At 72.6% G+C, this 25,525-nt stretch carries 25 protein-coding genes; 14 read left to right on the plus strand and 11 right to left on the minus strand.

Annotated features, from left to right (window positions below; translation table 11 throughout):
• Positions 1–80: 80 nt before the first annotated feature.
• The 8 genes from ACLQ22_RS14720 (at position 81) to ACLQ22_RS14755 (ending at position 6,873) form a co-directional block, all read left to right on the plus strand.
• Positions 81–839 (plus strand): helix-turn-helix transcriptional regulator, encoded by a 759-nt coding sequence (locus ACLQ22_RS14720; RefSeq protein WP_425692741.1) that lies wholly within the window; start codon positions 81–83, stop codon positions 837–839.
• Positions 836–2,266 (plus strand): Fe-S cluster assembly protein SufB, encoded by a 1,431-nt coding sequence (sufB, locus tag ACLQ22_RS14725; RefSeq protein ID WP_366642189.1) that lies wholly within the window; start codon positions 836–838, stop codon positions 2,264–2,266. Before ACLQ22_RS14720 ends, sufB begins: the two co-directional genes overlap by 4 nt.
• 96 nt (positions 2,267–2,362) lie before the next feature.
• Positions 2,363–3,505: a Fe-S cluster assembly protein SufD gene (gene sufD, locus ACLQ22_RS14730; protein ID WP_416604622.1), complete on the plus strand. Its 1,143-nt coding sequence runs from the start codon at positions 2,363–2,365 to the stop codon at positions 3,503–3,505.
• A complete protein-coding gene (locus ACLQ22_RS14735) occupies positions 3,505–3,831 on the plus strand; it encodes a non-heme iron oxygenase ferredoxin subunit (RefSeq protein ID WP_358090412.1) in 327 nt (108 codons plus the stop codon). Before sufD ends, ACLQ22_RS14735 begins: the two co-directional genes overlap by 1 nt.
• The gene (gene sufC / locus ACLQ22_RS14740; RefSeq protein WP_121400692.1) at positions 3,831–4,604 is read left to right on the plus strand and encodes a Fe-S cluster assembly ATPase SufC; all 774 of its coding nucleotides are present in this window, start codon (positions 3,831–3,833) and stop codon (positions 4,602–4,604) included. The genes ACLQ22_RS14735 and sufC overlap by 1 nt, the downstream gene beginning before the upstream one ends.
• Before the next feature lie 32 nt (positions 4,605–4,636).
• Positions 4,637–5,941: a cysteine desulfurase gene (locus ACLQ22_RS14745; protein ID WP_425692742.1), complete on the plus strand. Its 1,305-nt coding sequence runs from the start codon at positions 4,637–4,639 to the stop codon at positions 5,939–5,941.
• A gap of 42 nt (positions 5,942–5,983) precedes the next feature.
• Positions 5,984–6,460 (plus strand): Fe-S cluster assembly sulfur transfer protein SufU, encoded by a 477-nt coding sequence (sufU, locus tag ACLQ22_RS14750; protein WP_334607385.1) that lies wholly within the window; start codon positions 5,984–5,986, stop codon positions 6,458–6,460.
• A complete protein-coding gene (locus tag ACLQ22_RS14755; RefSeq protein WP_425692743.1) occupies positions 6,457–6,873 on the plus strand; it encodes a metal-sulfur cluster assembly factor in 417 nt (138 codons plus the stop codon). The genes sufU and ACLQ22_RS14755 overlap by 4 nt, the downstream gene beginning before the upstream one ends.
• Positions 6,874–7,043: 170 nt before the next feature.
• Here ACLQ22_RS14755 and ACLQ22_RS14760 read toward each other — a convergent pair whose 3' ends face one another.
• From ACLQ22_RS14760 to ACLQ22_RS14770, 3 genes are all read right to left on the minus strand, one after another.
• On the minus strand, positions 7,044–9,137 hold the full coding sequence (locus tag ACLQ22_RS14760) for a sulfatase-like hydrolase/transferase (protein ID WP_425692744.1): 2,094 nt from the start codon (positions 9,135–9,137) through the stop codon (positions 7,044–7,046).
• A 249-nt stretch (positions 9,138–9,386) separates the two neighbouring features.
• A complete protein-coding gene (locus tag ACLQ22_RS14765; protein WP_425692745.1) occupies positions 9,387–10,409 on the minus strand; it encodes a formylglycine-generating enzyme family protein in 1,023 nt (340 codons plus the stop codon).
• Positions 10,406–12,133 carry a sulfatase gene (locus ACLQ22_RS14770; RefSeq protein WP_425692746.1) on the minus strand — a complete coding sequence of 576 codons (1,728 nt, stop codon included), beginning with the start codon at positions 12,131–12,133 and terminating at the stop codon, positions 10,406–10,408. The genes ACLQ22_RS14765 and ACLQ22_RS14770 overlap by 4 nt, the downstream gene beginning before the upstream one ends.
• Before the next feature lie 579 nt (positions 12,134–12,712).
• On the opposite strand from ACLQ22_RS14770, the gene ACLQ22_RS14775 reads away from it, so the two are divergent.
• Both ACLQ22_RS14775 and ACLQ22_RS14780 read left to right on the plus strand, forming a co-directional pair.
• Positions 12,713–13,363, plus strand: a complete 651-nt coding sequence (locus tag ACLQ22_RS14775) for a LysE family transporter (RefSeq protein ID WP_425692747.1) — start codon at positions 12,713–12,715, stop codon at positions 13,361–13,363.
• Between the two features lie 10 nt (positions 13,364–13,373).
• Complete coding sequence (locus ACLQ22_RS14780; RefSeq protein WP_425692748.1) at positions 13,374–14,021, plus strand: acVLRF1 family peptidyl-tRNA hydrolase; 648 nt, start codon at positions 13,374–13,376, stop codon at positions 14,019–14,021.
• Between the two features lie 70 nt (positions 14,022–14,091).
• Here ACLQ22_RS14780 and ypfJ read toward each other — a convergent pair whose 3' ends face one another.
• A complete protein-coding gene (gene ypfJ, locus ACLQ22_RS14785) occupies positions 14,092–15,009 on the minus strand; it encodes a KPN_02809 family neutral zinc metallopeptidase (RefSeq protein ID WP_425692782.1) in 918 nt (305 codons plus the stop codon).
• A 245-nt stretch (positions 15,010–15,254) separates the two neighbouring features.
• Between ypfJ and ACLQ22_RS14790 the strand changes: the two genes are divergently transcribed.
• Positions 15,255–16,859, plus strand: a complete 1,605-nt coding sequence (locus ACLQ22_RS14790; protein ID WP_121400702.1) for an ABC-F family ATP-binding cassette domain-containing protein — start codon at positions 15,255–15,257, stop codon at positions 16,857–16,859.
• A 163-nt stretch (positions 16,860–17,022) separates the two neighbouring features.
• On the opposite strand, the gene ACLQ22_RS14795 is transcribed toward ACLQ22_RS14790, so the two are convergent.
• Entirely contained in the window at positions 17,023–17,622 is a 600-nt protein-coding gene (locus tag ACLQ22_RS14795) for a cadmium resistance transporter (protein ID WP_425692749.1), read from the minus strand.
• Between the two features lie 255 nt (positions 17,623–17,877).
• Between ACLQ22_RS14795 and ACLQ22_RS14800 the strand changes: the two genes are divergently transcribed.
• From ACLQ22_RS14800 to ACLQ22_RS14810, 3 genes are all read left to right on the plus strand, one after another.
• Positions 17,878–18,105 carry a helix-turn-helix domain-containing protein gene (locus ACLQ22_RS14800; RefSeq protein ID WP_007462679.1) on the plus strand — a complete coding sequence of 76 codons (228 nt, stop codon included), beginning with the start codon at positions 17,878–17,880 and terminating at the stop codon, positions 18,103–18,105.
• Between the two features lie 46 nt (positions 18,106–18,151).
• Positions 18,152–18,919, plus strand: a complete 768-nt coding sequence (locus ACLQ22_RS14805; RefSeq protein WP_425692750.1) for an enoyl-CoA hydratase/isomerase family protein — start codon at positions 18,152–18,154, stop codon at positions 18,917–18,919.
• A gap of 116 nt (positions 18,920–19,035) precedes the next feature.
• Entirely contained in the window at positions 19,036–21,015 is a 1,980-nt protein-coding gene (locus ACLQ22_RS14810; RefSeq protein WP_425692783.1) for an ABC transporter ATP-binding protein, read from the plus strand.
• Positions 21,016–21,098: 83 nt separating this feature from the next.
• On the opposite strand, the gene mug is transcribed toward ACLQ22_RS14810, so the two are convergent.
• The 6 genes from mug to ACLQ22_RS14840 form a co-directional block, all read right to left on the minus strand.
• Positions 21,099–21,722 carry a G/U mismatch-specific DNA glycosylase gene (gene mug / locus ACLQ22_RS14815; RefSeq protein ID WP_425692751.1) on the minus strand — a complete coding sequence of 208 codons (624 nt, stop codon included), beginning with the start codon at positions 21,720–21,722 and terminating at the stop codon, positions 21,099–21,101.
• Positions 21,722–22,489, minus strand: coding sequence for an SDR family oxidoreductase (locus ACLQ22_RS14820; RefSeq protein WP_425692752.1), 768 nt, complete (start codon positions 22,487–22,489; stop codon positions 21,722–21,724). The genes mug and ACLQ22_RS14820 overlap by 1 nt, the downstream gene beginning before the upstream one ends.
• A 67-nt stretch (positions 22,490–22,556) precedes the next feature.
• Positions 22,557–23,003 carry a hypothetical protein gene (locus ACLQ22_RS14825; RefSeq protein ID WP_425692753.1) on the minus strand — a complete coding sequence of 149 codons (447 nt, stop codon included), beginning with the start codon at positions 23,001–23,003 and terminating at the stop codon, positions 22,557–22,559.
• On the minus strand, positions 23,000–23,818 hold the full coding sequence (locus tag ACLQ22_RS14830) for a DUF692 domain-containing protein (protein ID WP_425692754.1): 819 nt from the start codon (positions 23,816–23,818) through the stop codon (positions 23,000–23,002). The genes ACLQ22_RS14825 and ACLQ22_RS14830 overlap by 4 nt, the downstream gene beginning before the upstream one ends.
• Positions 23,815–24,726: a TIGR04222 domain-containing membrane protein gene (locus ACLQ22_RS14835; protein WP_425692755.1), complete on the minus strand. Its 912-nt coding sequence runs from the start codon at positions 24,724–24,726 to the stop codon at positions 23,815–23,817. Before ACLQ22_RS14835 ends, ACLQ22_RS14830 begins: the two co-directional genes overlap by 4 nt.
• Before the next feature lie 125 nt (positions 24,727–24,851).
• A complete protein-coding gene (locus ACLQ22_RS14840) occupies positions 24,852–25,424 on the minus strand; it encodes a TetR/AcrR family transcriptional regulator (RefSeq protein WP_121400709.1) in 573 nt (190 codons plus the stop codon).
• Positions 25,425–25,525: the final 101 nt, after the last annotated feature.

Raw genomic sequence — 25,525 nt, forward strand, 5'->3', positions numbered from 1 at the left:
GGTGACTCCGTCCGTGCGGTGGTTCGGATCACCGGGGCCCGGGTTTGCGGGCCCCGGACGAATTACGTAACGTTGGCGTTGTGAAAAACGCGGCGGGGCTCTCCGGGCACCAGCCGGCGGTCGCTCCGACCGCCGGTCAGTCCGCGTCCGTCGCGGACCTCTCCACCCGTGACCGGGTCACCCAGCTGCTGCTGGAGCGGGGCGCGACCACCGCGGCGCAGCTCGGCTCGGCACTCGGGCTCAGCCCGGCCGCGATCCGCCGGCACCTCGACGCGATGCTCGCCGACGGCGACGTCGTCGCCCGCGAGCAGACCGTCCGGGGCCACCGCGGCCGGGGCCGGCCGGCGAAGGTGTTCGTGCTGACCGACGCGGCTCGGGTGCGTTGTGGCACCCACCACTACGACAACATGGCCACCGCCGCGCTGCGCTGGATCGCCCGCAACGGCGGCGCCGCGGCGGTCGAGGCGTTCGCCACCGACCAGGTCGCCGCGCTGGAGACCCGCTGCCGGGCCGCCATGGAGGACGCCGGCGACGACCCGCTCGCGCGGGCCGAGGCACTCGCGGGAGCGCTGACCGCCGAGGGTTACGCTGCGAACGCGTCCACGATCGCCACCGGCGGCCAGCTCTGTCAGCACCACTGCCCGGTGGCGCACGTGGCCGCCGAGTTCCCCCAGCTGTGCGAGGCCGAGACCGCGGTGATCTCCCGCCTGGTCGGCACCCACGTGCAGCGCCTGGCCACCATCGCGCACGGCGACGGAGTGTGCACCACGCACATTCCCACCCAGCCGGGGCGTGCCCGTTCCGGTAAGACCGTCACCACTGTGAGGACAGATAGATGACCGAGCAGATCGTCCAGCCCCTGACGCAGGAAGAGCAGCTCGCCGCCCTGGGTCGCTACGAGTACGGCTGGTCCGACCCCGACGTCGCCGGGGCGGTCGCCCAGCGCGGCCTCAACGAGGCGGTGGTGCGGGACATCTCGGCCAAGAAGAACGAGCCGGCCTGGATGCTCGACCTGCGGCTGAAGGGCCTGCGGCTGTTCGGCCGTAAGCCGATGCCGGCCTGGGGCGCCGACCTCACCGGGATCGACTTCGACAACATCAAGTACTTCGTGCGGTCCACCGAGAAGCAGGCCACCAGCTGGGAGGACCTGCCCGAGGACATCAAGAACACCTACGACCGGCTGGGCATCCCCGAGGCGGAGAAGCAGCGGCTGGTCGCCGGTGTCGCGGCGCAGTACGAGTCCGAGGTCGTCTACCACAAGATCCGCGAGGACCTCGAGGAGCAGGGCGTCGTCTTCCTCGACACCGACACCGCGCTGCGCGAGCACGAGGACGTCTTCAAGGAGTACTTCGGCACGGTGATCCCGGTCGGCGACAACAAGTTCGCCGCGCTGAACACCTCCGTGTGGTCCGGCGGCTCGTTCATCTACGTGCCGAAGGGCGTGCACGTGGAGATCCCGCTGCAGGCCTACTTCCGGATCAACACGGAGAACATGGGCCAGTTCGAGCGGACGCTGATCATCGTCGACGAGGGCGCGTACGTGCACTACGTCGAGGGCTGCACCGCGCCGCTGTACTCCTCCGACTCGCTGCACAGCGCGGTCGTGGAGATCATCGTCAAGAAGAACGCCCGGTGCCGCTACACGACCATCCAGAACTGGTCGAACAACGTCTACAACCTGGTCACCAAGCGTGCCGTCTGCCACGAGGGCGCGACCATGGAGTGGGTCGACGGCAACATCGGCTCCAAGGTCACCATGAAGTACCCGGCGGTCTACATGACCGGCGAGCACGCCAAGGGCGAGGTGCTCTCGGTGGCCATGGCCGGCGAGGGGCAGCACCAGGACGCGGGCGCCAAGATGGTGCACGCCGCGCCGCACACCAGCAGCACCATCATCTCCAAGTCCATCGCCCGGGGTGGCGGCCGCACGTCGTACCGCGGCCTGGTCCAGGTGCTGGAGGGCTCGCACAGCAGCCGCAGCACGGTCAAGTGCGACGCGCTGCTGGTCGACACCATCTCCCGCTCGGACACCTACCCGTACGTCGACATCCGCGAGGACGACGTGTCGATGGGGCACGAGGCGACCGTCTCCAAGATCAGTGACGACCAGCTCTTCTACCTGATGAGCCGGGGCCTGAGCGAGGACGAGGCGATGGCGATGATCGTGCGCGGCTTCATCGAGCCGATCGCCAAGGAGCTCCCGATGGAGTACGCCCTGGAACTCAACCGCCTGATCGAGCTCCAGATGGAGGGCGCGGTCGGCTGACGCCGCCCGGCCCTCGACGCGGCCCGGACCCGTCGCGCCGCGTCGAGACCAGCCCGACCGACCCTCCGACTAATCGCAGAACAGACCAAGGAAGAGATGACTACCCAGGCTTCCGCGCCGCCCAGCACCAAGTCGCAGGCGCTCCGCTCGTACGACGTCGCCGACTTCCCGGCCCTCACCGGCCTGGAGGAGGAGTGGCGCTTCACCCCGCTCAAGCGGCTGCGCGGGCTGGTCGGCGCGGCGCAGGCCGCCACCGGCACGGTCCGCCACGAGCACGGCGACCTGCCCGAGGGCGTGACCGTCGGGCGGATCGGCTCCGACGACCCCCGGGTGGGCAGCGTGCTCACCCCGGTCGACCGGGTCAGCGCGCTGGCCTACGGCGGGGCCGGTCAGGCCCTGCTGGTCCAGGTCGCCCGCGACGCGGTGGTGGCCGAGCCGGTGAGCCTGCGGGTGGTCGGCGAGAGCGCCGAGGGCCTGGCCTTCGGGCACACCTTCGTCGAGGTGGGCCGGTTCGCCGAGGTGACCCTGGTGGTGGAGCACGTCGGTTCGGCCACGCTTGCCGACAACGTCGAGGTGGCCGTGGCCGACGGGGCGAAGCTGACCCTGGTCACCGTCGCCGACTGGGCCGACGACGCCGTCCAGGCCCAGCACCTGCGGGTCCGGTTGGGCCGCGACGCCAAGGTGGTGCACGTCCAGGTCTCCCTCGGCGGTGACCTGGTCCGGCAGTACACCTCGGTGGAATACACCGACCGGGGCGGCGAGGCCGAGCTGTACGGCCTCTACTTCGCCGACTCGGGGCAGCACCTGGAGCACCGCCAGCTGGTCGACCACACCGTGCCGGACTGCCGCAGCTACGTCGGCTACCGGGGCGCCCTGCAGGGCGAGAGCGCGCGCACCGTCTGGGTGGGCGACGTGCTGATCCGCGCCGAGGCGACCGGCACCGACACGTACGAGATCAACCGGAACCTGCTGCTGACCGACGGCGCGCGGGCCGACTCCGTACCCAATCTGGAGATCGAGACCGGCGAGATCGCCGGCGCCGGGCACGCGAGCGCGACCGGCCGCTTCGACGACGAGCAGCTGTTCTACCTGATGGCCCGGGGCATCCCGGAGTCCGAGGCGCGGCGCCTGGTGGTCCGCGGCTTCTTCGCCGAGCTGATCAACAAGATCCCGGTCGAGTCGCTGCGTGAGCGCCTGGGGGACGCCATCGAGGCCCGGCTCACCAAGGCCGGCGCCTGATGATCCGCCTCTGCTCCACCGAGGACGTGCCGAAGGGCACGGTGGTCAGCGCGGACGTCGACGGCACCCCGATCGCGCTGGTGCACGGCGAGGACGGCGTCTTCTACGCCGCCTACGACGAGTGCTCGCACGCCGCGGTCGCCCTCTCCGAGGGGGAGGTCTCCGGCTGCACGCTGGAATGCTGGCTGCACGGATCCCGTTTCGACCTGAGGACCGGCGAGCCGACCGGGCTGCCCGCCACCGAACCCGTTCCCGTCTATCCCGTCGAAGTCCGAGACGGCGACATCTACGTCAGTCTCACGCCGAGCAATGGAGTGACCCGATAATGAGCACCCTGGAGATCCGCGACCTGAAGGTGTCGGTCAAGCTGCCCGAGGGTGAGCTCAAGCCGATTCTGGCCGGTGTCGACCTGACCGTCCGCTCGGGCGAGACCCACGCGATCATGGGCCCGAACGGCTCCGGCAAGTCCACCCTGGCCTACTCGATCGCCGGCCACCCCAAGTACGAGATCACCGGCGGCTCGGTGACCCTCGACGGCGAGGACGTGCTGGCCCTGTCCGTGGACGAGCGGGCGCGCGCCGGCCTCTTCCTGGCCATGCAGTACCCGGTCGAGGTCCCCGGCGTCTCGGTGGCGAACTTCCTGCGTACCGCCAAGACCGCCATCGACGGCCAGGCGCCCAAGCTGCGCACCTGGGGCGGCGAGCTGCGCGGGGCCATGGAGCGCCTCCAGATGGACCCGGCCTTCGCCCAGCGCAACGTCAACGAGGGCTTCTCCGGCGGTGAGAAGAAGCGGCACGAGATCGTGCAGCTGGAGCTGCTCAAGCCGAAGATCGCCATCCTCGACGAGACCGACTCCGGCCTCGACGTGGACGCGCTGCGCGTGGTCAGCGAGGGCGTGAACCGCGTCCGCGACACCGGCGACACCGGGATGCTGCTGATCACCCACTACACCCGGATCCTGCGCTACATCAAGCCGGACTTCGTGCACGTCTTCGTCGCCGGCCGGATCGTCGAGCAGGGCGGCCCGGAGCTGGCCGACAAGCTCGAGGAAGAGGGCTACGAGCGGTACGCCGCCGGAGCCGGCGCGGCGCGGGCCTGAGTCCTCTCGAAAGAATGGGTGGGCCGGTCGACATGACTTCCATCGCGATCCCGTCGGGGATGCCGCAGTACGACGACGTGCCGCGTTACGACGTGGCGAGGGTGCGCGCCGACTTCCCGATCCTCGACCGGGAGATCAACGGGCACCGGCTGGTCTACCTCGACAGCGCCAACACCTCGCACAAGCCGCGGCAGGTGCTCGACGTGCTCGGCGAGCACTACGCGATGCACAACGCCAACGTGTCCCGCTCGGTGCACACCCTGGGCACCGAGGCCACCGAGGCGTACGAGGGCGCGCGGGCGAAGATCGCCGCGTTCATCAACGCGCCGAGCGTGGACGAGGTGGTGTTCACCAAGAACTCCACCGAGGCGATCAACATCGTGGCGTACGCGTTCTCCAACGCGTCGCTGCGGCCCGACGCCGATCCCCGCTTCCGGCTCGGCCCCGGCGACGAGGTGGTGATCTCCGAGATGGAGCACCACTCGAACATCGTGCCGTGGCAGCTGCTCTGCGAGCGCACCGGCGCGACCCTGCGCTGGTTCCCGGTCACCGACCAGGGGCGCCTGGACGAGTCGGGGCTGGAGGACCTGGTCACCGAGCGGACGAAGATCGTCTCGCTGGTGCACACGTCCAACATCCTCGGCACGGTCAACGCCACCTCGCGGATCACCGCGCGGGTGCGCGAGGTGGGCGCGCTGCTGCTGCTCGACTGCTCCCAGTCGGTGCCGCACATGCCGATGGACGTGGTCGACTACGACGCCGACTTCATCGTCTTCACCGGGCACAAGATGTGCGGTCCGACCGGCATCGGCGTGCTCTGGGGCCGGGCGGAGCTGCTGGCGGCGATGCCGCCGGTGCTGGGCGGCGGATCGATGATCGAGACGGTCACCATGGCCCGCTCGACGTTCGCCGCGCCGCCGGCCCGGTTCGAGGCGGGCACCCCGCCGATCGCCGAGGCCGTCGCGCTCGGCGCGGCCGTCGACTACCTCGCCGGCATCGGGATGCGGGCCATCCAGTGGCACGAGAAGGAGCTGACGGCGTACGCGCTGGACGCCCTCGCCACGGTGCCCGGCCTGCGGATCTTCGGGCCGGCCGTGCCGGTGGGCCGGGGCGGCACCATCTCGTTCGCCCTCGGCGACATCCACCCGCACGACGTCGGGCAGGTGCTCGACTCGCTCGGCGTGCAGGTGCGCGTCGGCCACCACTGCGCCAAGCCGGTGTGCACCCGGTTCGGCGTGCCGGCCATGACGCGGGCCTCGTTCTACCTCTACACCACCACCGGGGAGATCGACGCCCTGGTGGCGGGACTGGAGCAGGTGCGGAAGGTGTTCGAGTGAGCGGCGACGCAGGAGCCCGCGGATCGACGGGAGTTCAGCCTGATGCAGCTTGAATCTCTTTACCAGGAGATCATCCTGGACCACTACAAGCACCCGCACGGTCGCGGCCTGCGCGATGCGGACGCCACGGGCGCCCGGGTCGCCGAGGCACACCACGTCAACCCGACCTGCGGTGACGAGGTCACCGTCCGGGTGGCGACCGACGGCGACGTGCTGCACGACGTCTCGTACGACGGCATGGGCTGTTCGATCAGCCAGGCGTCGGCGAGCGTGCTGCACGAACTGCTGGTGGGCCGGGGCGCGGGCGACGCGTTCCGGGTGCACGAGGCGTTCGTCGAGTTGATGTCCGGCCGTGGCCAGGTCACGCCGGACGAGGACGTGCTCGGTGACGGGGTCGCGTTCGCGGGCGTCGCCCGCTACCCCGCCCGGGTCAAGTGCGCGCTGTTGCCGTGGATGGCGTTCAAGGACGCCGCGGCACGCGCCGGCGTGGGCGTGAGCCCGACGGAGGTTGAGGCATGAGCAGCGAGGACACCGCCACCGCGGCGAACCCGGCGACCGAGGGCGCGGACGCCCCGGTCGGGGAGGCCGCCGCGTCGGCGGCCAAGGGCAAGGCCGCCGTCGCCGACGTCGAGGAGGCGATGAAGGACGTCGTCGACCCCGAGCTGGGCATCAACGTGGTCGACCTCGGCCTGGTGTACGGCGTGCACGTCGGCGACGACAACGTCGCCACCCTGGACATGACGCTGACCTCGGCGGCGTGTCCGCTGACCGACGTGATCGAGGACCAGGCCCGGCAGGCGCTGACCACCGGACCGGGCGGCGGCCTGGTCGACGACATCCGGATCAACTGGGTGTGGCTCCCGCCGTGGGGGCCGGACAAGATCACCGACGAGGGGCGCGACCAGCTCCGCACCCTCGGCTTCAACGTCTGACACGTTTCTCGTCGAGCGCGTCGCCCCTGCGGGGCGGCGCGCTCGACGTCGTCTCGGCAGCGATCACCCTGAACCGCCCTGGTCTCGTGACGGTCCGGCTCCGGCTGGGCTTCCTGGCGCAGCTCACGATCCAGGACCGCCTTGACTCCACATTTCGCGAAGGTGGCCTGTCAGCCCAGCCGGACGAAGGCGTCTGCCCAGGACGTGTGGTTGAAGCCGTTTCCGGAGTCGGCGGCACGCACGACCAGCCGTAGCAGCCGGGCCCCCCGAACATCGACGTCCACCGGTTCGGGTCCGGTGGACGCCCGCAGCACGCCGCTGGTGTGGACGAGCCGGTCGTCGGCCCATACCTCGGCGATCGTGTTGCCCCGCGAGCTCTGCCGGGCGCTGAAGTCGTCGATGCCCACCACGGAGGTGAACCGGGCCACCCGGCCGCCGAGGTGGTAGGTGACTTCGGAGTGGGAGTGGACACCGAGGCCCTTGGCGTAGGCGGTGCCTCCGAAGGAGATCGGTGTGCCGTCCCCGGCGGCCTGCTTGCCGTTACTGGTGTCCAGCTCCACCGGGCCCCAGCCGTTGACTGCGGTGAGCCAGGGCAGATCGCTCAGGTACGAGTCGGTGGCCGGCGGAGACGGCGGCGGGGCGAAGCGGCGCTCGGCGCGGAAGGTGAGGGGCACGTCGCGGGCGACGGCGTAACCCGACACGGTCAGCGGCCACTCCTTCGCCGTGGTCTCCCCGGGCACCCGGACCCGCCAGGTGGTGCTCACCCGGGCGCCGGGGGAGAGGCGTCCGAGCCCCTGGCTGGTCGCCGGCTCGACTCTCCACCCCCGGGGGGCGGAGAGCACCAATCGAGCGCCGGTCCAGGCCACCGCCGAGCCGTTCGCGAGGGTGGCGGTGAGCTCGTAGGTGACGCCGGGAAGCAGCAGGTCCGGGATGCCGAGTTCGACGCCGTAGCCTTCGCGCGTGACCTCGTCGATCCAGGACTGCCGCAGGAGGCCCACCAGCCGGTCCGCGACCTCGGGGTGGGTGGCTGCCAGGTCGGTCGTCTCACCGACGTCGCGGGCAAGGTCGTACAGCTCGACCTGCCACTGCTCGTCCGGGACGGTCCGATCCCTGCCCGGCGCCCAACGGATCGCCTTCCAGTTGCCCTCGCGTACCGCCTCGGCTGCTCGCTGCAGGCGGCCGCCGTCGGCTTCGCGCGCCCGCCTGGTGTTGCCGTTGTCGAGCCGCCAGAAGTAGAGGTACGGCTGCGCGGCGGCCGCAGTCGGACGCGGCGCGAGCAGAGAGCTGAACGACCGGCCGTCGATGTCGCGCGGTCCGGGGACGCCGGCCAGGTCGGCCAGCGTGGGGAGCAGGTCGGTCTGCTGGGTGAGCCGGTCGGTCACGCCGGGCTGGATCCGGCCCGGGGCCCAGGCGATCAACGGGATCCGGACACCGCCCTCGTACAGGTTGCGCTTGTAACCGGTGAGAGGGCCGTTCGCGTCGAACCGGTCCGGGTCGAAGCCACCCTCCTCGTGCGGGCCGTTGTCGCTGGTGAACAGGACCACCGTGGACTCGAGCAGTCCCTGCGTAGCGAGCTCGTCGACCAGTTCACCGACGTACGTGTCGATCCGGGTGACCTGGGCCGCATGGCCCCGGTCCGCCGGGGGCCAGTCCTCGTCGGCGTACGGCTCCTGGCTGGGGATGTCGCTCGGGGCGTGGGGAAGGTTCGGGGTGACCACGAGCAGGAACGGCTCGTCGCGGTGGGCCCGGATGAAGTCGAGAGCCCGGTCGTGGAAGAGGTCGGGGGCGAAGGTGGTCTTGGCGGACCCGGCATTCTCGGGCAGTTCGAGCCGCTCTCCGTTCTGCCACAGGTACGACGGGTAGTAGTCGTGGGCGTGGCCGTGCGTGATGTAGCCCAGGAACTCGTCGAACCCTCGGGCATTGGGGTGGCTCGGCTGGTCGCCGCGCTCGGGACCAAAGCCCCACTTGCCGAACAGTCCCGTGCGATAACCCCGGGCGCGCAGCACCTCGGCGAACGTGGTGTCACCAGCGGAGAAGGCGATGGAGTCGGGGTCGCCTCCCGGGTTGTTGCGTACCGCCCCGTGACCCGCGTGCAGGCCGGTGAGCAGTGCCGAGCGTGAGGGCGCGCAGACCGCCGCGGCGGAGTACGCGTCGGTGAAGCGCAGTCCCTCGGCGGCGAGCCGGTCCAGGCGCGGCGTCGCGATGGTGTGCTGCCCGTACGCGCCGAGCTCGCCGTAGCCCAGGTCGTCGGCGAGCACGAGCACGATGTTCGGCCGCGGCCGCCCTGTGGTTTTCGGCCCGGCTGTTGCGGTGGACGGGAGCGTTGCGATTCCGAGACCGGCGGCGGTGCCGGCGAGGAGCTGACGACGAGTGATCAAGGAATGGCCTCCGATACAGAGGAACCGGCAGGGAGAGATGGCGCTCGCCGCGAGAGTGAGCGTGGACGTGGTGATGTACGCCCGGCGGGATGGCGCGGGGACGCTTCCGAGCGAGTGGGTCGCGCGGATGGACGTTCAGGCGCAGCGGAAGCCGATGTTGGAGGCTGCGGAGTCAGGGGTGTTCCCGGAGCGGGCCGCGACCCGGTAGCGGTAGCAGTAGGAGTCGTGGCACAGGAACGATCCGCCGCGCATCACGCGCCGGCCTGTGACGTCCGGGTTCACTGGCCCGCGAGGGTCGACGACACCCGTGCCGGCGCGCCGGGTGTAGGTGTCGGTGGCGAACCAGTCCTCGCACCACTCCCACACGTTCCCGACCATGTTGAACAGGCCGTAGCCGTTCGGGGCGTACTGCTTGACGGGTGCGGTGCCGATGAAGCCGTCGTCGGTGGTGTTGAGGCGGGGGAACTCGCCCTGCCAGATGTTGCAGTTCCACCGGCCGCGCGGGAGGAGATCGTTCCCCCAGGGGAACCGCGCCCCATCGTGGCCGCCGCGGGCGGCGTACTCCCACTCGGCTTCGGTGGGCAGGCGCTTGCCCGCCCAGGCGGCATACGCGCGGGCGTCGTTCCAGGTCACCTGGACCACGGGGTGGTTCTGGAGGTCCGCGATCGAGGAGGCCGGCCCGTAGGGGCGGCGCCAGTCGGCGCCGCGGACCACGAGCCACCAGGGAGTACCGGTGGCGGCCCCGAGGATGTCGCCACGTTCGGCCTTCACCTGGAGATGGAAGACCGCGGAGACGCCGAGCACCTCGGCCTCGGTGACGTAGGAGGTGGCTTTCACGAAGGTTGCGAAGGCGGCATTGGTGACCGTCGTGGCGTCGATGGTGAAGGCGCCGACGGTAACCTCGTGCACGGGACCTTCCCCGTCGCCCGGGTAGCCCTCACCGAATGCGTCGCCCATGGCGAAGCTCCCGCCAGGGAGGCTGACCTGGCCGCGCGTGGAGCGCGACCGGCCAGCCCCCCTGACGACGGGGTCAGGCTGCCGCGGCCGGCGGCCGATCTGGAGCAGCCCGCCGGTCGCCGCGGTCGGATCCAGGCCGCCGGGTGCGCAACAGTTCGGCGTGGTGGGCCCACCGCTGCCGTGGTGGTGCTCGGAGGTCATCGGTCGGTTGCCGCCGCCGGCAGCAGCGCCGGCACCTCGTCGCCCGGCTCGAACGTCAGCCGCGTCGGCTCGTCGTAGTGGGTGATCTTCCCATCGGAGTACGCCGTGCCCTGGAAGGTGACGGTGATCGGGTCCTTGCCCTCGCGCAGCGTGGCCAGCGGGGCGTCGACGTCGTCGAGCCAGCGGATCAGCCGGCTGCCGAGCCGCTTGGTGACATCGGGGTACGCTGCGGCCAGGTTGGTGGTCTCACCAATGTCGCTGTCCAGGTTGTAGAGCTCCCAGTCCTGGGTCTCGTAGCGGTAGCTGAGCTTCCACGGCCCCGACCGGATCGCCGTCTCGGGGCGCTGGTCCCGCGCGCCCGCGATCAGGTATCCGGGCAGGTGCCAGAAGAGGTGCCGCGTGCCGAGCTCAGCGCTTTCGTTGCGCCAGATTCCGGTGAGGTCCACACCGTCGGGGCGCAGGCCCTTGGGCAGCTTCGCACCGGCCAGCGCTGCGAACGTCGGCAGGTAGTCGACCGCGTGGATCGGTGTCGAGTCGACCACGCCGCCGTCGACCAGGCGCTCGTTCCCGCTCCACACGATGGCCGGAACCCGCAACCCTCCCTCCCGCAGCTCGCCCTTGTAGCCACTGAGCCAGCCGTTGTCAGCGTCCGCGGTCCCACCGTTGTCAGAGGTGAAGACCACGATGGTGTTGTCCGCCAACGGGTGCCCGGGGTTGCGGGGATCCGGGGTGGTCTCGAGGTGGTGCACGATGCGGGCCAGCCCCTGGTCGAGGCCTTCCAGCAGGGCTGAGTACGGCGCGTCAGCCGGGTGACCGGGAACAGCCGGCTTGGCCTGGTACTTCGCGAGCAGGTCGGCGCGTGGCTGCTTGACGCCGATCGGGGTGTGCACCGCGTAGTTGCTGACCCAGGTGAAGAACGGCTCGTCCGCGTGGCGGTCGATGAAGTCGACGGTCGCGTCCGCCACCGCGTCGGTCACGTGCTTGTCGGTGCCGACGAGGGCGTCCAGGCTCGCGTCGTTCGCGCCGCGGGAGTAGGGCTTGATGTTCTCGTCGACGTACTTCTGGGTGTAGTCGGCCGCGAACCTGTCCAGCGCCGGGCCGATGCTGTTGTTGAACGTCCCGTCGATGGCGTGGTACTGGCTGGCGTGTCCCGAGTTCGAGCCGCCCAGGTTCTCCTCGAACCCGAAGTCGGCCGTGATCTGGTCAGCGGTCCTGGTCACGTGGAACTTGCCGACGTATCCGGTCGCGTAGCCGGCGTCACGCAGCGCCTCGCCGGAGGTGTAGGCCTCGCCCGGCAGCGCGTCGTCGCCGTCTGGGAGCCCCTGCGGCGCACCGTCCAGTAGCGTGCCGTCCCCGCCGCGGTCGAGGTCGCCGACCAGGTAGAGGTTGTTCGTCGGCCGGGGCGCGTAGAGCCCGGTGAGAAGAGCGGCTCGGGTCGGCACGCAGTTGGGACCGCCGTAGGCGTTGTCGAAGGCGACGCCCTCCTTGGCGAGGCGGTCGACGGTGGGGGTTTCGTTGTAGGTGTTGCCCGACCCCTTGTTCGTGAGGCCGGTGCTGAGATCGGCCCACCCCAGGTCGTCGGCCAGCACGAACACGATGTTCGGCTGCCCGGGGCCGGCCTGCGTGGCCGCGGCGCCGAGCGGAGCGGCGGCGGTGCCTGTGGCAGCGAAAGCGGTGCAGCCCAGGGTGGCGGTGGCGGCAACTGCGCCCAGTCTCAGTTTCAACGGTGGCATCAGGGGACGCCCTCTCAGTTAGTCGGGTGAGCGCTCAAATCTGACGAGTCAGAGCACTTTTCATGACCGCCGCGCAGAGCGGGGACGCGCTGTCCCGGCCATGCGTCGGCGCGGCGCGGCGAGCGGCTGTCGGTCAGGGTGCGGAAACGCTGCTGTGTCGTCCTGAGCCGGCGACGCGGCGGTAGAGAGAAGTCAGGGGACGTGCGCGCTCAGCGGCAGCAGCCACAGGCGGCGGTCCAGCCACGGCAACATCCCCGCGACACCGCGACCGCGGTGCCGTCAAGCGGGGCTTCCTGACCAGTCATGGCGGTGACACTAACCTGCTTTGCCTATCTGACAAATAGGGATTCTAATCCCTGGGACGGAAGCGTGGGCAGAAGGCCCGCGGGTAACCGTGTCGCCGGGCCGGCTGTCGTCGGTGGGGAATTCGGTGGCGGGGCGGCGGGGCGTGGCCGAGGATGAGCGGGTGATCGAGACGTACCCGACGAAGACCGTTCCCGTCGCCGCGGCCACCGCCGCGCGGCGACAGCGGACCGCGTCCGGTCGCGTCCCGATCCGCCGCCGACCGTCGTGACCGGCGCGTTCCTGGCCGGTCTGGTCGCCGGCTACGGCGTCGCCATCCCGGTCGGCGCGATCGCGGTCCTCATCCTCGGGCTCAGCGCCCGCACGTCGTTCCGGGTCGGCGCCGCCGCCGCGTTCGGGGTGGCCACCGCCGACGGGCTCTACGCCGCCGTGGCGGCCCTCGGCGGGGCCGCCGTCGCCGGGCTGATCGCCCCGGTCGCCGGGCCGCTGCGGCTGGCCGCCGCGCTGGTGCTGCTCCTACTCGCCGGCCACGGCGCCTGGCGCGCGCTGCGTCCCCGCGCCGCGGCCGGGGCCGCCGGCGTCCGCCGGGGCCTGGACACCCCGGTCCGCGCCTTCACCGGTGTGCTCGCGCTGACCCTGCTGAACCCCGCGACCGTGGTCTACTTCGCCGCGCTCGTGCTGGGCCGCACCGACCGCGCCGGGTCGGATCCGCTCGCTGCCGGTCTCTTCGTGCTCGGCGCGTTCGTCGCCTCGGCGAGCTGGCAACTGCTGGTCGCCGGCGGGGGCTCCCTGGTCGGCCGGGCGCTCACCGGCCCGCGCGGTCGGCTCGTGACGGCGCTGCTCTCCAGCGCGATCATCGCCGCCCTGGCCGTGGCGATGCTGCTGCCCGACGGAGCCGCCGGCGCCGCGGTGCCGTAGGTTCGGGCGTATGAGCAGCCGCCCCGCCGCCGGAGGCGGCCGCTGGGTCGAGGTCGACCCGGCCCGGGTCGCCCGCTGGGTCGAGGGCTTCGTCGACCGGCACGGCCCGCCCACCACCACCGTCCAGGCGTACGGGCTGCTGCTCGCCGCCGACGACGGCGCGACCGCCGAGCTGCACACCCCGCCCGGCGCGCCGGCCGCCCCCGACGTGCCCGGCTTCGTGGCCGCCGCGACCGCGCCCCGCCGGCTCGGCCTGCTGCTCGCCCGCAAGGGCGCGGTGGCGGTGGGCGTCGCGGCGGGGGAGGAGCTGGTGGTCTCCAAGGTGGACACGCGCTACGTGCAGGGACGCACCGCCGCCGGGGGGTGGTCCCAGCAGCGCTTCGCCCGGCGGCGCGACAACCAGGCGAAGGCGGCGCTGGGCGACGCCGCCGACCTGGCCGTACGGCTGCTGCTGCCGGAGGCGTCGTCGTTGGGCGCGCTGGTCTGCGGCGGCGACCGGCGGGCGGTGGACACCGTGCTGGCCGACCGGCGGCTCGCCCCGCTGGCGGCGCTGCGCGCCGAGCGGCTGCTGGACGTGCCCGAGCCCCGCCACGCCGTGCTCGTCGGCGCGATCGCGGCGGCCCGGGCGGTCCGGATCCTGGTGCGCGACCCGGCCTGAACCGACCCGGAACACGACGGCGGCCGGCGGGCTCTCGCCCACCGGCCGCCGAGGGACGGTTCCCGTGCTGTCAGAGGCTGCCGCGGAAGGTGTCGCAGGACTTCGGGTCACCGGTGGTGTAGCCCCGGGTGAACCACTCCTTGCGCTCGGCGGAGGAGCCGTGGGTGAACTCGTCCGGGTTCACCGGCCGGTTGGCCCGCTTGGAGATGGCGTCGTCGCCGATCTTCTCGGCGGTGTCGATGGCCTGCTGGATGTCCTGCTCGCTGATGCTGGTGAAGATCTTCTGGCCGCTCGCGTCGGCGGTGCCGGTGGCGTTCTTCGCCCAGGCGCCGGCGTAGCAGTCGGCCTGCAACTCCAGCTTCACCGAGAGCGCGTTCGCGTTGTCCGGGTCGCGCTGCTGCTGGCGGCGCATCTGGGCCTCGGTGCCGAGGAGGTCCTGCACGTGGTGGCCGTACTCGTGGGCGAGCACGTACGGCTGGGCGAACTCGCCGGAGGCGCCGAGCTGCTGGGCGAGCACCTGGTAGAAGGTGAGGTCGATGTAGACGAGGTCGTCGGCGGGGCAGTAGAACGGGCCGACGCCGGAGTCGGCCTGCCCGCAGGCGGTGTTGACGCCCTGGCTGAAGAACACCGTCCGGGACGGGCGGTACTGCTCGCCGAACGCCTCGGGCAGGGCCTTCTGCCAGTACGCCTGGATGGAGTTGACGTAGAGGGCGTTGCGGCAGTCGAGCTGCTGGAGCGCGTCCTCGGCCGAGCACTTCTGCTCCAGCGACGTGTTGTCGCCCTGCGGCTCGTCGCCGCCGTTGGTGGCGGCGTTCAGGCCGAAGCCGCCGCCGACGAGCGCGACGAGCACCGCGATGACGAGGCCGACGATGCCGCCCCGGCCGCCGCCGATCGGGATGGGGATGCCGCCCAGCCCGCCGCCCCCGCCGGATCCTCGCCGGTCGTCCACCTGGCTGGTGTCGATCCGCGCGTTCTCGTTCAGCTCCATGTCAACCCCGATCACCGTTTTGATCCGTTTTGGTGGTTGCGGTACCGGACCGGGTCCGGACGGCGTTTCGGTACCCGATGATCTTGATCGGTAATCCGGCGGGGTGGCCCGGCGGCGCCCGGTACACTTGGCCCCGTGCTGCTCTGCGAAGGCTGAACCGCCCCGCGCCGACGGGCCTCGTGCTCGCCGGCGCTTTCGCGTGCCCTGAGTCAGCCCTTCCAGACCCCGAGAGCGAGTCCTCCGACATGATCACTGCCACCGGCCTGGAGCTGCGCGCCGGCGCCCGCATCCTGCTGTCCGACACCACGCTGCGGGTGCAGCCGGGTGACCGGATCGGCCTGGTCGGCCGCAACGGCGCCGGCAAGACCACCACGCTGAAGGTGCTCGCCGGCGAGGGCCAGCCGTACGCCGGCCAGATCGACCGCCGCAGCGCCATCGGCTACCTCCCGCAGGACCCCCGGACCGGCGACCTGGAGGTCACCGGCCGCGACCGGGTGCTCTCCGCCCGGGGCCTGGACGTGCTGATGGCCCAGATGAAGGAGATCGAGACCAGGCTCGCCGACGGCGCCGACGACAAGCTGGTCCGCCGCTACGGCGCGCTGGAGGACCAGTTCGCCTCTCTCGGCGGGTACGCGGCCGAGGCCGAGGCCGCCCGGATCTGCGCCAACCTCGGCCTGCCGGACCGCGCGCTGGCCCAGACCATCGGCACGCTCTCCGGCGGTCAGCGCCGCCGCATCGAGCTGGCGCGGATCCTGTTCCGCGACGCGGGCGAGAACGGCGGCGGAATCCTGCTGCTCGACGAGCCGACCAACCACCTCGACGCCGACTCGATCACCTGGCTGCGCAGCTTCCTCGCCAACCACAAGGGCGGCCTGATCGTGATCTCCCACGACGGCTCGCTGCTGGAGTCGGTGGTCAACAAGGTGTGGTTCCTCGACGCCACCCGCTCCGTGGTCGACGTCTACAACCTGGGCTGGAAGGCGTACCTGGAGGCCCGCGAGACCGACGAGCGGCGCCGCCGCCGGGAGCGGGCCAACGCCGAGAAGAAGGCCGGCGCGCTGATGGCGCAGGCCGACAAGATGCGGGCCAAGGCCACCAAGACCGTCGCCGCGCAGAACATGGCCCGGCGGGCCGAGAAGCTCATCTCCGGCCTGGAGGAGGTACGCGTCGCCGACAAGGTGGCGAAGGTGCGCTTCCCGAGCCCGGCCCCGTGCGGCAAGACCCCGCTCACCGCGACCGGCCTGTCGAAGTCGTACGGCTCGCTGGAGATCTTCACCGACGTGAACGTGGCGGTCGACCGGGGCTCCCGGGTGGCCATCCTGGGGCTCAACGGCGCCGGCAAGACCACCCTGCTGCGGATGCTCGGCGGCCTGCTGGAGCCGGACACCGGCGAGGTGCACGCCGGCCACGGCCTGCGGCTCGGCTACTACGCGCAGGAGCACGAGACGCTCGACGTGGACCGTACGGTGCTGGAGCACATGCGCAGCGCCGCCATCGAGCAGACCGACACCGACCTGCGCAAGATCCTCGGGGCGTTCCTGTTCTCCGGCGACGACGTGGACAAGCCGGCCGGGGTGCTCTCCGGCGGCGAGAAGACCCGGCTCGCGCTGGCCACCCTGGTCTGCTCCGGGGCGAACGTGCTGCTGCTCGACGAGCCGACGAACAACCTCGACCCGGTCAGCCGGGAGCAGGTGCTCGACGCCATCGCCCGCTACCCGGGCGCGATCGTGCTGGTCACCCACGACCCCGGCGCGGTCATGGCGCTGAAGCCCGACCGTGCCATCCTGCTGCCCGACGGCGACGAGGACGCCTGGAGCGACGACCTGCTCGAACTCGTCGAACTGGCCTGAGTCACCCGCCTCACCCCCGCCCTGGCCTCGTCGATCATGAAGTTGTCGCACTCCGCCCCGGCGTGTCGCGACGACAACTTCATGATCGACCCGACGGGTGGCCAGGCGTGGTGACCCCGGTGGGGCGGCTCGGCGGGGTGGCCCAGTGGGGTGGGTCGTGCGGTCAGCGCAGGAGGTCGCGCAGGTGGGGCAGGATGCCCGAGGTGGCCAGGATGACCACGCCGATGGCGATGAAGATCGCCGGAACGAGCCAGTGGCCCGCGCGCCCGACCAGCCCCGTCACCCGGGGGTGGTTGCCGAGCCAGGCGCCGGCCGCACACCACAGCGCGATGAGCACCACGAAGACCAGCAGGAAGACCGCGCTGTCCGCCGGGCCGAGCGCCCGGAACACCGGCACGTAGACGGCGATGTTGTCGGCGCCGTTGGCGATCGTCACCCCGGCCACGCCGACGGTGGAGCCCACCACCGCGGGTGTCTCGTCGGCGTCGCGGTCGAGCAGCGCGCGGACGCCGAGAGCGACCGGCAGCAGGCCGAGCAGCCCCGTCCAGGGGTCGGGCACCACCAGGAGCCCGGCCGCGACCACGGCGCTGGCCAGGGCGAGGGCGCCGATGCCCAGGTACTGCCCGGCGACGATCTGCCAGGGCCGGGGGCGGCCGGTGGTGCGGGCGGCGACGAAGAGCAGCGTCAGGACGACGATGTCGTCGATGTCGGTGGCGGCGAACACCACGGCGGCGCCGGCGGCGGTGCCCAACAGGTCGATCACGCCAGCAGGGTACGGGCGGCCCGCCCGCTGAGCCCGCCGAGTCTGCCGCGCCCGACGACTCTGCCGCGCAGGCCGGGTCTGCCGCGCGTGGTCGGGGCGGGCGTTCCGGGGGTCGGGAGCATCACGCTATCGGGAAGCTGACATTGCATAGCGTGTCGGTTGGCGAAGAGTTGATATCTGGCGCATGATCGTTCGAGGCGGTCTAATAGGTGGGACCGTATCCGAACCGCACAGTCTGGGACGTGAGGACACAGCATGGCAGCCACTGGCACAGCCACCAGCACTGAGAAGGGTCGCCGGATCGTCGGAGCCGAGCGTCAGACGCTCGCCAAGGACCTGGTAAAGCGGTACACCTCGGGTGAGAGCATCCGCGCGCTCGCGGCCTCGACCGGCCGTTCCTACGGGTTCATCCACCGGGTGCTCACCGAGTCCGGGGTTCAGCTGCGGCAGCGTGGCGGCGCCCGACGCCGCAAGAAGGCGTGACCCGCCCACCAGCGTCGTCCATCAGCGCCGCTACCCGGGTCGCCCGGTGACCGCCGAGGCGACCGGGGTCCGGCTGGAATGCGACGGGCCGGTCGCGACGGTCACGTTGTGCCGGCCCGACGTGCTCAACGCGCAGACCCCGGCGATGTGGCGCGCGATGAGCGACTTCTCGCGGGACCTTCCCGGCGACGTCCGCGTCGTGGTCGTACGCGGCGAGGGGCGGGCGTTCTCCGCCGGCCTCGACCTGTCGGTGGCCGGAGCCTCCGGCCCGGGGTCGTTCGCCGAGCTGGCCACCCTGCCCGAGCAGGAATGCGCCGACCGGATCGCGGAGTACCAGGGCGGCTTCACCTGGCTGCACCGTCCCGACGTCGTCTCCGTCGCCGCCGTGCAGGGGCACGCGATCGGCGCCGGCTTCCAGCTGGCGCTCGCCTGCGACCTGCGCGTGCTCGCCGAGGACGCGAAGCTCTCCATGGCCGAGGTGACGCTCGGCCTGGTCCCGGATCTCGCCGGCACCGGCCGCCTGGTCGACCTGGTCGGCTACAGCCGTGCGCTGGAGATCTGCGCCACCGGCCGGCGGATGGACGCCGCCGAGGCGGACCGGATCGGCCTGGCCACCCTGGTGGTGCCGAACGCCGAGCTGGACGCCGCGGTGCGTGACCTGACCGCCGGGCTGCTGGCCAACGACCGCAACGCGGTGGTGGAGATCAAGGCCCTGCTGGCCGGCGCGACCGGTCGGTCCGCCGCGGACCAGCAGCGGGCCGAGCGGGAGGCGCAGACCCGCCGGCTGCGTGATCTTGCCGGGCGGGGAGAGTAAGTAGTAAGGACCGTTCGGGAAGATCAGGGTTACGGCCGAGGTTGTCAGAGTCGTCGGGAGAATTGACCTGACGGTGCGGTCAGCCCGACGACCCGGAGGTGAACGTGTCCAACTCGATGTCGGGCGGCGGCATGGCCGGTTGGAGCATGCTCAGGTCGATGCGCAACCGCGACGAGATCTCCACCCACCGGCTCAAGCGCGGGGTGGCCCGCCGGATCGTGGCCTTCGCCGGGCCCTACCGCCGGGACATCGTCGTCTTCCTGGTCACGGTGGTGCTGGCCGCGGTCATCGGCGTCGCCACCCCGGTGCTCGCCGGCGACGTGATCGACACGATCACCCGGGGCGGCACCGACGCCGGCAACGCGGTGGTCCGGCTGGCCCTCGTCATCGCCGGGCTCGCGGTGGCCGACGCGCTGCTCTCCCTCGCCCAGCGGTGGTATTCGGCCCGCATCGGCGAGGGCATCATCCTCGACCTGCGCACCCGGGTCTACGACCACGTCCAGCGGATGCCGCTGCAGTTCTTCACCCGCACCCAGACCGGCGCGCTGGTCAGCCGGCTCAACAACGACGTGCTCGGCGCGCAGCGGGCGTTCACCTCGACCCTGTCCGGGGTGGTCAGCAACGTCATCCAACTCGTGCTCACCGCCGCGGTGATGTTCACCCTCTCCTGGCAGATCACCGCGCTCTCGCTGGTGCTGCTGCCGGTCTTCATCATCCCGGCCCGCCGGGTCGGCAAGCGGCTCGCCGAGATCACCCGGGAGTCCTACAACCTCGACGCGAAGATGAACGCGACGATGACCGAGCGGTTCGGCGTCTCGGGCGCGTTGCTGGTGAAGCTCTTCGGCCAGCCCGAGGTGGAGGCGCGCCGGTTCGCCGGCCGGGCCGAGCGGGTGCGCGACATCGGCATCCAGTCCGCGATGTACTCGCGGACCTTCTTCGTGGCGATGCTGCTGGTCGCCTCGCTGGCCCAGGCCCTCACCTACGGCCTCGGCGGCTGGCTGGCGGTCACCGGCAACGTCAGCGCCGGCACCGTGGTGACCCTCGCCCTGCTGCTCACCCGCCTCTACGGCCCGCTGACCGCGCTGTCCAACGTCCGGGTCGACGTGATGAGCGCGCTGGTCTCCTTCGACCGGGTCTTCGAGGTGCTCGACCTGAAGCCGACGATCGAGGAGAAGCCCGACGCCGTGCCGGTGCCCCGGGCCAGCGGCCGCGTCGAGTTCCGCGACGTCCGGTTCCGCTACCCGAGCGCCGCCGAGATCTCACTCGCCTCCCTGGAGGAGGTCGCCGCCCTCGACCGTACGGTCAACGAGCCCGTGCTCAAGGGCGTCTCGTTCGCGGTGGAGCCGGGGCAGATGGTGGCGCTGGTCGGTCCCTCCGGCGCCGGCAAGTCGACGCTGTCGATGCTGATCTCCCGCATCTACGACGTCACCGACGGGCAGGTGCTGGTCGGCGGGGTCGACGTCCGCGACGCCACCCTCGCCTCCCTGCGCGACGAGATCGGCGTGGTCACCCAGGATTCGCACCTGTTCCACGAGACCATCGCCGAGAACCTGCGCTACGCCAGGCCCGACGCCACCGACGACGAGATCTGGGCGGCCCTGGCCGGGGCGCAGGTCGCCGACCTGGTCCGGTCGCTGCCGGAAGGGCTGGAGACCCTCGTCGGCGAGCGGGGCTACCGCTTCTCCGGCGGAGAGAAGCAGCGCATCGCCATCGCCCGGCTGCTGCTCAAGGCACCGTCGATCGTGATCCTCGACGAGGCGACGGCGCACCTCGACTCGGAGAGCGAGGCCGCCGTGCAGCGGGCGCTGTCGGTGGCGCTGACCGGGCGTACCGCGCTGGTGATCGCGCACCGGCTCTCGACCGTCCGCGACGCCGACCAGATCCTGGTGCTCGACGACGGGCGGATCGTCGAGCGGGGGCGGCACGAGGAGCTGGTGGCCGTGGGCGGGCTCTACGCCGAGCTCTACCGCACCCAGTTCGCGGTCGCCGACTCGCCCACCCCGTACGCCGACGCGACCGGGCCCGAGCCGGTGGCCGTGCCGCCGCTGCGGCCCTACCTCGCCGACGAGGCGCTGCCGCCGGCCGCGGCCAACTGACGCTGCCGCGTCGGCCGCGGCCAACTGACGCGCCGCGCCGGCCGTGGCCAACTGACGGCTGACGCGGCAGACCGACGCGCGCCTCAGCCGGCGGCGACCGCCGCCCGCAACTCCCCGAAGGCGGCGCCGAGCGTCTCGGGGGTGAAGTGCGCGTTCAGGCCGCTGGGGTTGGGCAGCACCCAGAGCCGGGCGCCGGCCAGCCGCTGCGGCTGCGGCCCGAAGGCGGCCTTCGGCCGGGCGAACCCGATCCGGTACGCGGTCACCCCGACCACGGCCACCCACCGGGGGCGATGACGCTCGACCTTGCCGGTGAGGATTTCCGCCCCCTCGACCAGCTCGGCCGGGGTCAGCTCGTCGGCGCGGGCGCTGGCCCGCGCGACCATGTTGCTGATGCCCAGCCCGTACCCGGGCAGCTCGTCCTGCTCGCTGGGATGCAGCAGCCGGGGCGTGAAGCCGCCCCGGTGCAGCGCGGGCCAGAACCGGTTGCCCGGCCGGGCGAAGTGCCACCCGGTCGCGGCCGACCACAGGCCCGGATTGATGCCCACGAAGAGCACGTCCAGGCCGGGGGCGATGACGTCGGGGATGGTGCGCTCGGCTGCTGCGGCGAGTTCCTCCCGCGTGGGCCGCGGATACCGCCCGACCTCCGCCGCCCGCCCCCGCCGCCGGGCGGGGGAGCCGGGACCCGACCCGCCGGCGGAGGCGGCCATCACAGGCCCCGCAGCACGCCGCCGTCGACCGGCACGGTGACCCCGGTCAGGTAGCTCGCGGCGGGGGAGAGCACGAACGCGGCGACCCGGCCGAACTCGGCCGGCGCGCCGATGCGGCGCAGCGGGATGGCCGCCTCGGCCTCCGCGCGGGCCCGTTCGGGGTCGCCGGTGGCGGCGAAGAGTTCCACGTTGCGGTCGGTCATGATCCGTCCGGGCAGCAGGCCGACCACCCGCACGCCCCGGGGCCCGTACTCGTCGGCGACGTCCTTTGCCATGCCCGCCAGGCCGGGCCGCAGGCCGTTGGAGATGCCCAGGCCGGGCACCGGCCCGCGCGCCGAGGTCGACAGCACCAGCCCGACCGCCCCGCCGTCGTCTCCGGCCAGGTTCTCGGCGACGGTGCGCACCATGCGTACGGTGCCGAGGAAGACCGTCTCGAAGGAGCGGCGCCACTGCTCGTCGGTGACCGAGGCGGCGCTGCCCGGCGGCGGCCCGCCGACCGAGACCAGCGCCCCGTCGAGCCGTCCGAAGTGCTCGCGGGCCGCGGCCACGAGGCGCTCCGGCGTCTGGGCGTCGGCCAGGTCGGCGGTCAGCCCGACCGCCCGCTCCGGCCCGCCGAGGCGCTGCGCGGCGGCGGCCACCGCGTCGGCGTCGCGGGCGGAGAGCACCACGCGGGCGCCGTCGGCGACGAGGCACTGCGCGGTGGCGAAGCCCAGCCCCCGGGAGGCGCCGGTCAGTACGTACACCCGATCGGTCAGTCCGAGATCCATGTCGTCGATCCTGCCGCACCCGGCCGGATCCGCCAGCGGGGCCCTCGGGCCGGTGCGCGGCGGGCGGTCAGCGGCGGGCGGGACGCAGCAGGCGTACCCGACCGGCGACCTGGACCGCGACGGCCCCGCCGGCGCGCCCCCAGGCCGGCAGTCGACGCGGGCGCGGCGGCCGGCGCCCGTCGTAGCGGTCGGCGGCCTCGCGCGCGGCCAGCTCCTCCGCGCCGAGCGGCGGCAGCGCGCCCCGGTCGCGCAGGTCGCGGGCCAGGTCCCAGCCGTCGCGCAGCGAGCCCCCGGTCGGCCGCCCCGCCGCCCACCGGGCGAAGGTCTCCGGCCACCGGGTGCCGAGTCCGGCGGCGAGCAGCGGCCAGTGCCGGGCCACGTCCCCGGCGCGCTTGTGCAGCAGCGCGGCCCCGGCGGCGGCGACCGCCGCCGGGTCGAAGCCCGCCGGCACCGGGCCGCCGGCGACCAGCGCCGCCACCAGCGCCGCCTGCCGCTCGGCCAGGCCGCCGCTCACGTCACCACCGGGAAGCCCGACGCGGCGGCGAGGGCGTCCAACTCGGCGCGGAGCACCGGGGCGGGCGGGTAGTGCCCGTCGCGTTCCAGCAGGAGGGCCGGCGGCCGGCGGCGGGCGCACAGCTCGCGCAGCAGGTCGAGCACCGCCGGGGGCACCGGATCGGTGTGCGTGTCGTGGTAGTAGCCGCCGTGGTCGGCGCCGCCCGCCACGTGCAGGTAGGAGACCCGCTCCAGCGGCAGCCGGTCGAGCAGCGCGCGCGGGTCGGTGCCCCGGTTGCGGGCGTTGGCGTACACGTTGGCGACGTCCAGCAGCAGGAACGCGCCGGTGCGGTCCAGGATCTCGGTGAGGAAGTCGGCCTCGTCCAGCTCGTCGTCGGGCCAGTCGAACAGGGCCGCGATCGGTTCCAGCGCGAGCGGCACCGGCAGCGCGGCCTGCGCGCGGGCGACGTTGGCACAGACCGCGTCGACCGCCTCCCGGCTGCGGGGCAGCGGCAGCAGGTGACCGGCCTCGACGCCGCCGGCCCGGACGAAGGCGATGTGCTCGCTGACCAGCGGCGCCCCGACCAGCTCCGCCACCGCGCCCAGGTGGGCGACGCGCGCCGGGTCGACCGGTTCCGCGCCGCCGAGGGAGAGCCGCACGCCGTGCGGTACGACCGTCACGCCGCGCTCGCGCAGCGCGGCCAGCCCGGCGGGCGGGGGTCCGGTCGCGGCGACGCTCTCCGCGACCACCTCCACGAAGCGCAGCCCGGGCAGGTCGGCGACGAACCCGGCGATCTCCGGCCGCCAGCCGATGCCCACGCCGGCGGGGCCGGTCATCCGCCGCACCCGCCTCCGCCGCAACCCCCGCCGCCGCACGAGCTGCCCCCGCTGCACGAGCTGCCCCCGCCGCACCCGCCGCCGCCGGAGGAGGAGGCGCCGGAGCCGCTGATCGCCTGGCGCTGGATCTCGGCCTGGCTGGCGAAGCCCGGGTCCATGGCGTAGAGCGACGCGGTGCCGAACAGCGCGACCCCCATCGCGGCGCCCGCCGCGCCGTAGGTGGCGTAGGCGGGGGCCGAGGCGGGCGCGAGGTAGGTGTGCTGACGCCGCAGGTCGCGCAGGGCCTGGGTGGCGGCGCGGGTGCGCCACGGCACCCGGTGCAGGAGGACGGCCACGACGATCAGCGGGACCTGGCTCAGCACGAGCCAGCCCACCGGACGGTCGTTGCCCAGACCCGCGAAGATGCGCAACACCCCGACCAGCAGCAGGGCGGAGAGCAGGAACGCGCCCCGGCGCAGTGCGGCCCGGTCGGCCGGTGCGAGCGCGAGCCCGCGCTGCTCCAGACTCGTCCTGAGCTGGTCGAGCGCCCGGCGGACCCACTCGTCACGGGCCAGTTCCCGGGTGGTGGCGTTGCGCCCGGCGGCCAGGTGGACGGCCTGGTCGAGCGGCGTGATCCCGGCCGGCAGCGGACCGCCGGTGGTGAGCCGCCGGTCCGGGCGTACGCCGATGGCCCCGCTGCTGCGCAGCCCGCCGAGCGAGGCCCAGATCGCCAGCTGCTGCCCGCCGTTGAGGTAGGCGACCTGCTGCGGGCCGAGCTGACCCACACTGCCCACCTGTGGCCCGGCGAGGACCGAGAGCCGGTGGACGACCGTGCCGACGATGATCAGGACGGCGGCGAGGAGGTAGACCCCGAGGAAGGCGGGACCGGAGATGCCCCAGGTGTCACCAGGTGCGGCGAGGACGGTCATGTGCTGCTCCTGTCGGGCGAGGGGATCGCGACCCAATTGTGGAGCAGGCCCGCCAGGGCGGACCCACCGCGTGGACCGAGTTACCGGACCGATACGCAGCGGCGCGAAGGCGGCCGGCGCGCGGGTCAGCGGCGGCGGACGGCCTCCTCGACCAGGTCGAGCACCGGGCCGAGGTCGCCGGCGGGACGGCCCATCGCCAGGTGCAGCACCAGGCCGTCGTAGGCGAGTTCGAGGAACTGGGCCAGCACGTCGATCGGCACGTCCTCGCGGAGCACGCCCGCCTCCCGCTGCCGGGCGAGCCGGTCGCGGGTCGCCTCGGCGATCGCCGCCGACCGCTCCGCCCACCGCTTGGCGAACGCCGGGTCGGTCCGCAGCCGGCGGGACACCTCAAGCTGGCTGCCCAGCCAGCCGGTGGTGTCGGGGGAGACCGCGCCGGCCAGCAGGTCCCGCATGACCTGGACCAGGCCGTTGCGGGCCACCGTCTCCACCATGGCCGCGGCGTCGTCCTCGGCCACCGCGAGGAAGAGCGAGTCCTTGTCGCGGAAGTGGTGGAAGATCGCGCCCCGGGACAGCCGGGTGGCCTCCTCCAGCCTGCGGACGGTGGCGCCCTCATAGCCGTGCCGGGCGAAACACGCCCGCGCGGCGGCGAGGATCTCCTGCCGGCGCGCGTCGAGCTGGTCCTGACTTACTCTGGGCACGGGTCGATCGTGACAGCTCGCCCCCCGCTGTGCAAACCGTACGTACGGCTTGGTTTGGCCGTGCAGATGATCATGGGCCTGCGGCGCGCCGGTTAGGATCG

The sequence above is a fragment of the Micromonospora sp. DT178 genome (assembly GCF_049841695.1).
In the GTDB taxonomy this organism is placed as follows: domain Bacteria; phylum Actinomycetota; class Actinomycetes; order Mycobacteriales; family Micromonosporaceae; genus Micromonospora.